This window comes from Kitasatospora sp. NPDC091207, assembly GCF_044768625.1.
Taxonomy (GTDB): domain Bacteria; phylum Actinomycetota; class Actinomycetes; order Streptomycetales; family Streptomycetaceae; genus Kitasatospora.
This window is the reverse complement of the sequence record NZ_JBIVVS010000003.1, coordinates 200,979-213,028: the sequence shown is the minus strand read 5'-3', so window position 1 is coordinate 213,028 and position 12,050 is coordinate 200,979. Positions and strand designations below refer to the sequence as shown.

The 12,050-nt window shown below is 72.2% G+C and carries 9 protein-coding genes and 1 tRNA gene; 2 read left to right on the top strand and 8 right to left on the bottom strand.

Translation table 11 applies throughout. The features are described 5' to 3' along the window. Positions 1 to 313: 313 nt before the first annotated feature. Positions 314 to 1,792 (bottom strand): catalase, encoded by a 1,479-nt coding sequence (locus ACIQTO_RS08575; protein ID WP_402384703.1) that lies wholly within the window; start codon positions 1,790 to 1,792, stop codon positions 314 to 316. Between the two features lie 106 nt (positions 1,793 to 1,898). On the opposite strand from ACIQTO_RS08575, the gene ACIQTO_RS08570 reads away from it, so the two are divergent. After that, positions 1,899 to 2,318: a Fur family transcriptional regulator gene (locus tag ACIQTO_RS08570; protein ID WP_402384700.1), complete on the top strand. Its 420-nt coding sequence runs from the start codon at positions 1,899 to 1,901 to the stop codon at positions 2,316 to 2,318. 7 nt (positions 2,319 to 2,325) lie between these two features. On the opposite strand, the gene ACIQTO_RS08565 is transcribed toward ACIQTO_RS08570, so the two are convergent. The 3 genes from ACIQTO_RS08565 to ACIQTO_RS08555 all read right to left on the bottom strand — a co-directional run bounded on the left by ACIQTO_RS08565 (position 2,326) and on the right by ACIQTO_RS08555 (position 7,788). Then, a complete protein-coding gene (locus ACIQTO_RS08565) occupies positions 2,326 to 4,296 on the bottom strand; it encodes a tetratricopeptide repeat protein (protein ID WP_402384698.1) in 1,971 nt (656 codons plus the stop codon). A 383-nt stretch (positions 4,297 to 4,679) separates the two neighbouring features. Then, a tRNA-Met gene (locus ACIQTO_RS08560) sits at positions 4,680 to 4,753 on the bottom strand. Between the two features lie 56 nt (positions 4,754 to 4,809). Continuing rightward, entirely contained in the window at positions 4,810 to 7,788 is a 2,979-nt protein-coding gene (locus ACIQTO_RS08555; protein ID WP_402384695.1) for a UPF0182 family protein, read from the bottom strand. A 282-nt stretch (positions 7,789 to 8,070) separates the two neighbouring features. Here ACIQTO_RS08555 and ACIQTO_RS08550 point away from each other — a divergent pair, with 282 nt between their 5' ends. Then, positions 8,071 to 8,634 (top strand): PPA1309 family protein, encoded by a 564-nt coding sequence (locus tag ACIQTO_RS08550; protein WP_402384692.1) that lies wholly within the window; start codon positions 8,071 to 8,073, stop codon positions 8,632 to 8,634. Between the two features lie 67 nt (positions 8,635 to 8,701). Here the strand turns inward: ACIQTO_RS08550 and ACIQTO_RS08545 are convergent, their stop codons facing one another. The 4 genes from ACIQTO_RS08545 to ACIQTO_RS08530 form a co-directional block, all read right to left on the bottom strand. Further along, complete coding sequence (locus ACIQTO_RS08545; RefSeq protein ID WP_402384689.1) at positions 8,702 to 9,784, bottom strand: PDZ domain-containing protein; 1,083 nt, start codon at positions 9,782 to 9,784, stop codon at positions 8,702 to 8,704. A gap of 42 nt (positions 9,785 to 9,826) precedes the next feature. Continuing rightward, complete coding sequence (locus ACIQTO_RS08540) at positions 9,827 to 10,015, bottom strand: hypothetical protein (RefSeq protein WP_380582055.1); 189 nt, start codon at positions 10,013 to 10,015, stop codon at positions 9,827 to 9,829. Positions 10,016 to 10,199: 184 nt separating this feature from the next. After that, a complete protein-coding gene (locus ACIQTO_RS08535) occupies positions 10,200 to 10,640 on the bottom strand; it encodes a molybdenum cofactor biosynthesis protein MoaE (RefSeq protein WP_402384686.1) in 441 nt (146 codons plus the stop codon). 179 nt (positions 10,641 to 10,819) lie between these two features. Continuing rightward, positions 10,820 to 11,968, bottom strand: a complete 1,149-nt coding sequence (locus tag ACIQTO_RS08530; protein ID WP_402384683.1) for an NAD-dependent epimerase/dehydratase family protein — start codon at positions 11,966 to 11,968, stop codon at positions 10,820 to 10,822. Positions 11,969 to 12,050: the final 82 nt, after the last annotated feature.

The following is a 12,050-nucleotide window of genomic DNA, read 5'->3' as shown; positions in this document are numbered from 1 at the left end:
GAGAGCGGCCCGGAGGCGAGCGGGCGACAACACAGCCCCGAGCCGAAGGGCCGCGCCGGTCTCTGTGCCGCGGCCCGGGCGCCCGAACCCCGGCCACCGGCTCTGACCCCGGCCCCGACCGACTCCGCCCCGAGCCAAAGGGCCGCGCCGGTGCCGAAAGGAAGAAGCGAGGACGCCGCGAGGAACGAGCGGCGTCGGAGCGCCGACCGTCGGCACCGGACGAGAGCGGCCCGGAGGCGAGCGGGCGACAACACAGCGGCGGGCCCGGCGACCGGTCATCCGGTCGCCGGGCCCGCGGCTCATCGGGGTACCGCTACTTCTGCTTGCGCAGCTCCCGGACCGCCGTCTCCAGCCGGCGGCCGTAGTCGGCGTCGGCCTGGCGGAAGTTCTCGACCGCCCGCTCGACGATGTCCTCGCGGTCGGCCGAGACCTTGGCGATGAAGCCGGCCAGGTTGGCGACCAGCCGCTGCTTCTCCTCCTCGCCCATCAGCCGGTACAGGTTGCCCGCCTGCACGAAGTCGTCGTCCTCGGCGTGCGAGGGCGCCTCGTGGGTGCCGGTGGCGCCGGTGACCGCGGTGGCGGCCCAGAGCGGACGGCCGGTCTGCACCGGTCCGCCGAAGCTGTTGGGCTCGTAGTTCTTGCGACGGCCGTGGCGGCCGTCGTAGAGGTAGCCGTCCCGGCTGTTGGTGCGCGCCTCGGTGGCGTGCGGGCGGTTCACCGGCAGGTGGTCGGCGTTGACGCCGACGCGGTAGCGGTGGGCGTCGGCGTAGGCGAACAGCCGGCCCTGGAGCATCTTGTCGGGGGACGGGCCGATGCCGGGCACGAAGTGCGAGGGCGAGAAGATCGACTGCTCGACCTCGGCGAAGACGTTGTCGGGGTTGCGGTTGAGCTCCAGCTTGCCGAACTCGACCAGCGGGTAGTCGGCGTGCGGCCACACCTTGGTGAGGTCGAACGGGTTGAAGCGGTACTGGGCCGCGTCCGCCGCCGGCATGATCTGGACACTGACCGTCCAGCTCGGGAACTCGCCGCGCTCGATGGACTCGCGCAGGTCGCGCTGGTGGCTGTCGGGGTCCTCGCCCGCGAGCGCGGCCGCCTCCTGCGCCGTCAGGTTCTTGATGCCCTGGTCGGTCTTGAAGTGGTACTTGACCCAGAAGTACTCGCCGGCCTCGTTCTGCCACTGGTAGGTGTGCGAGCCGAAGCCGTCGAGGTGGCGGTAGCTGGCCGGGATGCCGCGGTCGCCGAAGAGCCAGGTCACCTGGTGGGTCGCCTCGGGCGACAGGCCCCAGAAGTCCCAGACGTTGTCCGCCTCCTGCGAGCCGGTGTACGGGTCCCGCTTCTGGGTGTGGATGAAGTCCGGGAACTTGGTGGCGTCCTTGATGAAGAACACCGGGGTGTTGTTGCCGACGAGGTCGTAGTTGCCGTCCTCGGTGTAGAACTTCAGCGCGAAACCGCGCGGGTCGCGGACGGCGTCGGCGGAGCCGAGGTTGCCGGCCACGGTGGAGAACCGCAGGAAGGTCTCGGTCTGCTTGCCCACCTCGGCCAGGAAGCGCGCCCGGGTGTAGGCGGTCACGTCGGCGGTCACGGTGAAGGTGCCGTACGCGGCCGCGCCGCGGGCGTGGACCACTCGCTCCGGGATGCGCTCACGGTTGAAGTGCGCCAGCTTCTCGAAGAGTTGCTGGTCCTGGATCAGCGCGGGGCCACCGATGCCGGCGGTCTCGGTGTTCTGGTTGTCGGCGACGGGGGCACCCGCCTCCGTGGTGAGGATGGGGCGCAGTTCGTCCTGGGTGGTCATAGCGGGGCCTCCACGTGATCCGGTCGTGACAACAACTCGATCCTAACTTGGACTTTGTCTAAGTCAACACTGGAACCAAAGTCGGATCCTCACCTACCCTGTACACATGAGCGACCTGCTGGAACGACTTCGCGGACGTGGGTGGCGGCTGACCTCGCAGCGCCGGGTCGTGGCCGAGGTCCTCGACGGTGAACACGTCCACCTCACGGCGGACGAGGTGCACTCCCGCGCCGTGGAGCGCCTGCCCGAGATCAGCCGCGCGACGGTCTACAACACGCTCGGCGAGCTGGTCTGCCTCGGTGAGGTGCTGGAGGTCGCCACCGACGGCCGCGCCAAGCGGTACGACCCCAACGCGCACCGGCCCCACCAGCACCTGATCTGCTCGGGCTGCGGCGCCATCCGCGACGTCCAGCCGCAGGGCGACCCGCTGGCCGGCCTCCCGCACGGCGAGCGGTTCGGCTTCGCCGTCACCGGCGCCGAGATCACCTACCGGGGCCTCTGTCCGGACTGTACGAACGGCCCCTGAGCGAGCGCTACGCGCTCAACTCCGCGTGCAGCGCGCCCAGGAGACGGCCGGCCCGCTCCGCGACCTCGGCCGGGCCGTAGTCGGCGGCCCGCCGGCACCAGTTCTCCGCCTGCACCGGCTCGCCCCGACGCAGCGCCAGCAGGGCCAGCCGCAGCGCCGCCCGGCCGTGACCGGCGTCGGCGGCCCGGGTGTACCAGAGCATCGCCTCGGCCTCGCAGTCCTGCCGGGCCAGCAGCAGGCCCAGGTTGAAGGCCGCGCTGCGGCTGCCCGCCGCGGCCGCCCGCCGGTACCAGCTCTCCGCGATCTCCAACGCCCCGCGCTCGGCCGCCCGCACGCCCATCCGCACCTGCGCCCGGCGGTGGCCGGCGTCGGCCGCCACCGCGTACCAGTGCTCGGCCTCGGCGTCAGCGTCACCGCGCCGGTCCAGCACCGAGGCGAGCCGGAACGCGCCCTCGGCCGACCCGCCGGCCGCGGCCTGCCGGTAGCGCTCCAGCGCGCCGGCCAGGTTGCCGCGCTGTTCCTGGACCACCGCCAGCTGGAGGGCCGCCTCGCCGTGGCCCTCGGCGGCGGCGCGCGCGTACCACTCCTGCGCCTGCCGGTGGTCCCCGCGCCCGGCGTACAGGACGCCCAGGTTGAAGGCGCCGTCCACACTGCCGGCCTCGGCGGCCTTGGAGAACCATGGCTCGGCGCCCGACTCGTCGCCGCGCTGGAGCAGCACCACGGCCAGTGCGTTGCAGGCCTCCCGGTGCCCGGCGTACGCGGCGCGGCGGTACCACTGTTCGGCCTGCTGGTCGCGACCGGCCCCGGCGCAGAGCAGCCCGAGGTTGAAGGCACCGTTCTGGTCACCGGCGTCCAGCGCGCTGCGGTACCAGCGCTCGGCCTCGGCCGCCCGGCCGCGCGAGGCGTGCAGCGCGCCCAGGGCGTTGGCGGCGTTGCCGTCCCCGGCCTCGGCGGCCTCCTGCCACCACCCGGCGGCGGCGGTGAGGTCACCGGTGTCGCGCAGCAGGAAGCCCAGCGCGCAGGCCGCCCGCGGCTCGCCGTTCTGCGCCGACTGCCGGTACCAGCGGGCGGCCTCGTCCAGCAGCGCGTGGTCGACCCGGGAGCGCTCCTCCAGCAGCACCCCGAGCCGCAGTGCGGCGCGGGCGTGGCCGCGCGCGGCGGCGGTGCGGTACCAGGTCTCGGCGGTCTCCTTGTCCCCCGCGGCCTCGCGCATCCGGGCCAGCCGGTAGGCGGCCTCCCGGTGGCCGGCGTCGGCGGAGACCTTGAACCAGCGCTCGGCGCGCACGTCGCGCCGGTGCTCCATCAGATCGCCCAGCGCGTAGGCGCCGAGCGGGTGGCCGTGGTCGGCGGCGAAGTGCAGCCAGTACTCGGCGGCCTCCTCCTCGCCCTGGTCCCGCAGCTGCAGCCCCAGCGCGTGCGCGGCGGGCGCGCTGCCGGCCACGGCGGCCTGGCGCCACCACTGGGCGGCCTCCGACCGGTGGCCCTGCTGGTGCAGCAGCACGCCGAGGTTGTTGGCGGCGGCGCGCAGCCCCGCGGCGGCTGCCGCGCGCAGGTACGACTCGGCGTCCTCCAGGTCACCGCGGCGCAGCAGCAGGGTGCCGAGCCGGCTCGCGGCGTCCGGATCGCCGTCGTCGGCGGCCTGGCGGTGCCGGGTCTCCAGGGCGGCCTGCTCGCGGGCGGCCAGCGCGGTCTCGAAACTGGCGGAGTCGAACCCGGCGCGGTCCTGCCCCTCCCCGCCGTCCTCGTCCTCGGTGGTGGCACCGTACGGGCCGACGGCGGCGGCGAACTGGCCCGCGGCGACGTGCACCAGACTGTCGGGGCCGTAGCCGCCGGCGGGCCGGCGCTCGATGAGTCCGCCGGTACGCTGGGCCGGCAGGGCGCCGGGGTGGTTCTCGGAACTCTCGGCCCAGCCCTCGGTGTCCGCCTCGGTGGTCGCGGCGGACTTGGCTCCTGGCCCGTTCTTGCCGATCAGCCTCATGCCGACTCCCGCTCCCCCAGAGTGTCGCGGCATCCTCCCCCGGCCCGCGGCCGGACGGACCCGGCCCCGGCTGCCGGCCGAAGGGGTCCCCACGGGGCGCGCTGGATCCGACGGCTGGTCAGCAGCCGCGCAACGTCCCCCATGTGTCCCATCGTCGCATCACCCGCAACCCGCGTACACCTGCCCCGGCCGAATTCGGCGGCACGGAACCGAAGCCGACGAAATTGCTTCGGCGCTTTGTCGATTTCCCGACACTCGGGTCCCACAAACCCCGATGCCGGCGTCGTTGGCGACGGTCGATAGTACCGGAGGGCTCCACGCCGACCCCGGGTGGAAACGCCAAAGGCCCGGAGGATGATCCTCCGGGCCTTCGTGCTACTGAGTAGCGGGGACAGGATTTGAACCTGCGACCTCTGGGTTATGAGCCCAGCGAGCTACCGAGCTGCTCCACCCCGCGTCGGTAGACAAACCATAGCACGGTTGCGGGGTGGAACATGAATCGGTTCTCCCAGCTCAGGGGCTCGCTCCCGCCGAGGGGCTCGGCGGGGTGCCGGTCGGCGCGGTGGCCGGAGGCGTGGCGGCGGAGGTCCCGCCGGCCTTCTGCTGCGCCGCCTGGGCCGTCTTGATCGCGTCCCCGAGCGCCTTCTGGGCCTGGCCGTAGGCCGCCCAGTCGCCGCTCTTGAACGCGTTCTGGCTGTCGTTGTACGCCTTCTCGACGTCCGCCCAGGCCTTCTGCAGCTCCGGGGTGGTGCCCCCGCCGGTCCCCGGCGTCGGCGCGGTCGGGGTGGGCGTCGGCGTGCCGGGACTGGTGGGCGTCCCCGGGGTGGTCGGCGCGGTCGGCGTGGTCGCCGGGGCGGCGCCCGCGAAGACCTTCTTCAGCGCCTCCTCCAGGGTGTTCTCGAACGCCACGTTGTCGTTGCCGTAGACCGCGAGCACCTTCTGCAGCGTCGGGTACTTGGCACCGCGGCCGCGGACGTACACCGGCTCGACGTTGAGCAGGCCGCCGCCGACCGGCAGGGTCAGCAGGTTGCCGTACTCCAGCTCCGAGTCACCGCCGCTCTTCAACAGGGTGATCTGCTGGGCCACTTCCTGGCGCGAGTTGAACTGCGACTGCACCAGGTTGGGGCCGAGCGTCTTGCTGTCCCCCGGCACCTTGAGCAGCCGGATCTTCCCGTAGTCCGGCCCGGGGTCGGCGCTGACCGCCATGAAGGCCGCCAGGTTCTCCCGGCCGCTCGGCACGAAGGTGCTGGTCAGCGAGAAGCTGGCGGAGGTGACCGCCGGGTCCGGCATCCGCACCGTGAGGTAGTACGGCGGCTGCGGCTGCTTGGTGTCGCTGGTCGGGTCGACCGGGATCTGCCAGATGTCGCTGCCGTTGAAGAACGAGTTGGAGTCCGTCACGTGGTACTGGCCGAGCAGGTCGCGCTGCACCTTGAACATGTCCTGCGGGTACCGCAGGTGCGGCATCAGCGTGCCGGGGATGTCGGCCTTGGCCTTGACGGTGTCCGGGAAGGCCTTCATCCAGGTCTTCAGCACCGGGTCGTTCTCGTCCCACTGGTAGAGCGTCACCTCGCCGGTGTACGCGTCCACGGTGGCCTTGACCGAGTTGCGGATGTAGTTGACCTGGTTGGCGGCGGTCAGCAGCTCACCGCGCTGGTTGGTCAGCGAGTCCTTGGTGACGGTGCCCAGCGTGGTCTTGGACGAGAACGGGTAGCCGTCGGAGGTGGTGTAGCCGTCCAGCACCCAGACCACCCGGCCGTTCTCGACCACCGGGTACGGGTCGGCGTCGATCGACAGCCACGGCGCGACCTTCTCGACCCGCTCCTTGGGCGTCCGGTCGTAGATGACCTTGGCGCCGTCGGTGATCGCCCCCGCGTAGAGGATCTGCGGCTCGGCGAACTTCACCGCGTACGCGGCCCGGGTGATCGGGTTGTCCAGCGAGACGCCGCTGCCCCCGGTGTACTGGTACTGCTTGTTCTCACCGGTGTCGGTGGTGTAGTCGATCTCCTGGTTGGTACCGCCGACGATCGAGTACGAGCCGGTCTTCTCGCCGTAGTAGATCCGCTGCTGGTAGTCGCCCAGCGAACCGGTGGCCGGCAGGCCGGACTCGGTGAAGACCGGCTGGCCCTTGTCGTTGACCTGGTTGCCCTTGGCCACCACGGCGCCGTAGCCGTGGGTGTACTTGAAGTGGTCGTTGATCCAGTTGCGCTGGACCCCGTTGAGGTCCAGCTCACGCAGGCCGATCACGGTGTCCTGGGCGCCCTCGCCCTTGCCGTAGCGATCCACGTCCAGGGTGGACGGGAAGGCGTAGTACGAGCGCTGCTGCTCGATCGACTGGAAGGTCGGCGAGACCACGTTCGGGTCCAGCAGGCGGATGTCCGCGATGGTCTGCGCGTCCGGCTTGAGCGCCTCGGCCGTGGTCGAGCCCTGCGGGGTGTACTGGGTGGTCTGGCTGTCCGCGATCCCGTACGCCTGCCGGGTCGCGTCGATGTTCTTCTGGATGTACGGCGTCTCCTTGGCCTGCTCGTTCGGCTTGACCTGGAACTGCTGCACGATCGCCGGGTACACCCCGCCGATCAGCACCGCCGAGAGCACCATCAGCCCGAGGCCGATCAGGGCCGGCGCCCAGGTGCGGCGGATCGGGGTCAGGAAGAACAGCACCGCGCAGATGATCGCGACGAAGAACAGGATGGTCTTGGCCGGCAGGAACGCGTTGGCGTCCACGTAACGCAGGCCGGTCCAGCCGGTGACGCCCTTGTACGAGCCGGTCTTCACCGCCAGCGCGTACCGGTCCAGCCAGTACGCCACCGCCTTCAGCAGCACGAACACGCCGAGCAGCACCGCGAGGTGGCCCTGCGCGCCGGCACTGGCCCGGCGGCCCGGGCCCTGCAGCCGCAGCCCGCCGTAGAGGTAGTGCACCAGCGTCGAGGTCAGCAGCGAGACGATCACCGCGCTGAACGCGAAGCCGAGCAGGAACTCGTAGAACGGCAGCTCGAAGGCGTAGAACGACACGTCCATGCCGAACTGCTGGTCCTTGACGCCGAACGGCGTCCCGTTGGTCCACAGCAGCCACGTCCGCCACTGGCCCGAGGCCGCGGCGCCGGCCACCAGGCCGATCACCAGCGAGATCCCGATCAGCGCCCAGCGCTTGAACGGTGCCAGGCCGGACCGGTAGCGGTCCAGGCTCTGCTGCTCCACCGACATCGCCGACAGCGGCGGCCGGAGCCGGTGCGCCAGCCAGATGTTGGCACCCACGATCAGCGCCATCAGCAGGCCGAAGACGGCGAACAGGCCGACCTTCGTCCAGAGCTGGGTGGTGAACACCGAGGAGTAGTGGACCGACTTGAACCAGAGCCAGTCCGTCCAGAACCCGGCGAACATGACGAACAGCAGGAAGAGCACCGCGAGTACGCCCAGGGTCAGCAGGGCCACCCGCGCCCGCCGGGAGGGCGGGCCTACCCTGCGCCGGAATCCCGGCCCTGAGCGTTCCGGCATCTGGAATACCACGGGGCACCTCAGCTGTGTCGTCTGGAATCGATCGGTCGTCAGTGCAACTTAACCAGGCTTTAGCCGAGTTCCCACCGTTAGCAGACGGTTACTCCGACGTTCCCCGGCCGCAGCCGTCCGGCCGTCCGCACACCGAACGCACCACCGGAACGCACCACCGGAACGCGGGATCGGTCGCGGCCCCGGTGGGGCGCCCCACCGGGGCCGCGACCGCCCGCACCGGACCGCGGGTGGCACCGCCCGGACCGCCCGGCGTGTGAGGATTGAGGCATGTCCGATGCCTCCTCTTCCCCCGACGACGTCTCCAAGCTCCCGGCCGCGACCCCGCTGACCCGGGCCGCGCTGGAGATCGACGAGTACGCCGCCACCCTCGGCTGGGACCTCCCGGCCCGACTGTTCGCCCTGGTGGACAGCGCAGCACTGCGCAAGGCCGACCCCCGGGTCGCCGAGCAGCTCGGCCTCTCCGACAGCCCGGAGGCCGGTCTCACCCCGGTCGAGCAGGACGAACTGCCCGCCGGCATGGAGCTGGACAAGTTCCTCGCCACCATCGCCTGGCCCGACGCGGTGGCCGGCTGCGCCCTGGTGGTCGAGCGCCTGATGCTGCCGCCGGGCGCCGAGCAGTCCCGCCCGCGCAACGCCTCCGACGCCCAGCTCGCCGACTGGGTGGCCAACCACCCCAAGCGCGAGGAGGTGCGGATCACCGCCGCCGTGCTGCGCAACGGCAAGAAGGAGATCGCCCTGCGGCTGCGTTCCAAGGACGTCGCGCGCGAGGTGCTGACCGGCCCCGACCTGGTCCCCGGTCTGACCGAGGCGCTGCTCGCCACCTTCGCCTAGGCCCCGGTACGACGCGGCCCCGGGCGGGAGCGCCCCGGGCCGCGTCGTACCGGCCGGTGCCGTCCGGTCAGCCCGCGCAGGACGGCAGCGCGGCGGTCTGCCCGCTGCGGACCTGCTCCAGCGACTTCAGCGCGCCGTCCAGCGTCTCCGCCTTGATCAGGGTCAGCCCGGACGGGGTGTTCTTGCCGGCCTCGGCGCAGTTGGCGGCCGGGGTGAAGAAGTACTGGGCGCCGGCCTCCCGGGCCGCGATCAGCTTCATCGATATCCCGCCGATCGGCCCGACCGTGCCGGCGTCGTCGATGGTGCCGGTGCCCGCGACGAACCTGCCGCCGGTGAGGTCCTCCGGCGTCAGCTTGTCGATGATGCCCAGCGAGAACATCAGGCCCGCGCTCGGACCGCCGACGTCCTGGAGGCCGATGTCGATCTGGAACGGGTAGATGTGCCGGACCCCGGGCCTGATGCCGACCATCGCGGCGCCGGTGTCGGGGGACTTCACGGTCGGCACGGCGATGTCGGTACGGACCGCCGCCGGGTCCGCCTTGCCGCCGTCCTTGATCATCGGCACCACGGTGAAGACGGCCGTCTCCCCGGGCTGGTGCTTGGTGACGGCCTTCGCCACGCTCTCCGCGTCGGTGACCGGGGTGCCGTCGACCGCGATGATCCGGTCGCCGGCGTGCAGCTTGCCCTCCGCCGGGGCGCCGGCCGTGACCGACTGGACGATCAGCTCGTTCCCGATCGGGATGCCGAGCTGGTTCAGCGCCGCCGTCCGCGCGTGGTCCTCGGAGAGCGCGAACTCCTCGGCGTTCTGCCGCTTGGCGTCGGCGTCCGTCTGACCCTTCGGGTAGACGTTGTCGTGCGGCACCACCAGCACGTCGTCCCGGAGCCAGCCGACCACCGCGTTGACCAGGCTGGGCTCGTACTTGGCGCCGGTGACCTGGACGGTGGTCATGTTGAGGTGCCCGCTCACCGGGTACGACTCGTGGCCGGTGATGGTGATCACCGGCGTGCCCGTCTTGTCCTGCACCCCGAGCGTGTTGTACGTCGGCCCCGGGCTCATCTCCGTGTACGGCACCTTCATCAGCACCGACGCGCAGAGCAGCGCTATGAGCAGCAGGGTGGCGGCGAGCATCGTCGCAGAGCGGCGTGGCATGCCTCGACAGTACGGGACGCGGCCGACGGAACGCCCGCCGGGCTACCGGCCGGGATCCTCGCCCGGACCGGTGCCGGTGGTGGTGCGTTCCATCGCGGCCATGAAGCGCCGGTGCTCGGCGAGGGAGGCGGGGTCACCGGTGGCCCTGGGGGCCCGCTGGGCCCAGCCCGCCCACACGGCGGCGAGCAGTGCGGCGACTACCGGAATGATCAACCAGGCGAGCGCAGCCATGTCAGTACTCCCAGCTCGTCGTGTCTATGAGCAGATTAACCACCCCGGCGGACAACGCGGGTGGCGCCGTCCGGGTTACGGCACGGCCGATCGGCTCACTGCCAGGGAGTATCCGGCGCACCGCCCAGGACCCGTTCGGGTGAGGGTCCGGCGCGCCTGCGCGGCAGCGGCGGGGAGGAGTGGGTCAGCAGCCGCCGGCTCCGACCCACTCCTCCTCACCGTCGGAGAACACCTGGTGCTTCCAGATCGGCACCTCGTGCTTGAGGTCGTCGATCAACCGGCGGGCGGCGGCGAACGCCTCGCCCCGGTGGGCGCAGGAGACGGCGACGATGACGGCCTTGTCGGTGATCTCCAGCCGGCCGACCCGGTGCACCGCGGCGAGCGCCCGGACCGGGAACTCCGCGACGATCTTCTCCGCGATCCGGCGCATCTCCTGCTCGGCCGTGGGGTGGCAGCTGTACTCCAGCGCGGCGACCGACTTGCCGCCGTCATGGTCCCGGACCGTACCGACGAAGACGGTCGTACCGCCGGCGGCGTCGTCGCCGACCGCCGCGTAGACCTCGTCGAGCGAGAGCGGGGTGTCGCGGACGGCGAGCAGGCGGATGGGGTCGTGGTTCTCGGACATGACCCCATGATTCCCCATCGCGGGCGACTTCGGGCAAGAGGCTTCCGTATCACGATTGGGGAATTTCGCATCGTGAGAAGCGGGGCCTCAGTGGGCACGCCCAGGGGCACGCGGGACCGGCCGGCGGGACCGGTGGACTCCCGGGCCGGCCGGTCCCGCCGACCGCGGCCGGCGCAGGATCAGAAGCGGCGCCGCTTGCGCGCGCGCCGGACCAGCGCGGCCGTACCGACCAGCGCCACCGTCGCCCCGGCCGCGCCCAGACTGGTGGCGGCCTCCTTGCCGCCGAGCCGCCGCCCGGCCACCGCGTGCTTGCCCGCCACCTGCGCCAGCAGCTCCGCCAGCACCTGCTCGTTGGTGAACGCCGGACGCCAGCCCGCCTCGTGCAGCCGGCTGCCGGAGACCACCCACGGGTACATCGTGTACGCGAGGTCCCCGGCCGGGGCCGGGGTCAGCCCGAGCCGGTGCAGCCGGGCGGCGGTGCCCAGCGCCAGCGAGGCCGGCAGCTCCATCCGCCGGATGCCCGACAGCCGCTCCACGTCCTCCTGCTCCAGCCAGCCGTCGCAGCCGACCGTGACCTCGCCCTCGACCAGCCCCAGCGCGGCGTACTCCAGCGCCGCCGCCAGGTCGTCCACGTGACAGAACTGCCAGCACGGCCGGGACCCGGCCACCACCAGCAGCCGGGGCGCCTCGAAGTGCCGGGTCAGCACGGTGTCGACACCCGGCCCGACCACCACGGCCGGCCGCAGCACGGTCACCTGCAGCCCGGGGTGGGCCCGCGGCGCCCGCCGGGCCAGCCGCTCGATCTCCAACAGGTCCCCGACCAGCGAGGCCTCCTCGGTGGCCCGCAGCTCGGAGTCCTCGGCCAGCGGCACCTCGTTGTCGGCGAGCGCGCCGTAGACCATCGCGGAGGTGCAGAGCACCACCCGGTGCACCCCCGCCGCCGCGGCGGCGGTCAGCACGGTCTGCGCGCCGCGCACGTTGTAGGCGCTGCGGGCCCGCGGGTCGGACTCCATCCCGAGGTCCATCGCCAGGTGGACGACCACGTCCACGCCGGCCAGCCGCTCGGCGACCGCCGGGTCACGGACGTCCAGGACGCGCCACTGCACGCCCGGCACCTCACCCCGCCGGTCGTCCACGGCGAGGACCTTCCTCACCCCCGGCGAGGCGACCAGCCGGGCGGCGACGCGCTCGCCGAGCACGCCGGCCGCGCCGGTGACGGCCACGGTCAGCGGCCTTCCGCCGTAGGCTGGAGGCGGCGACGCCGTGATGTCCGGGGCGTCCTCTTCTCCGGTCAGCCCAGAGCGAACGTCCGAAGGCGGGGAACTCACCGGCCATCCTCCACGGTTAGCTTATGTGCGTACGTACGTGTGTCAGTACGTCCATCCTGCCCGAGGCGGAGGCCCGGCGGTG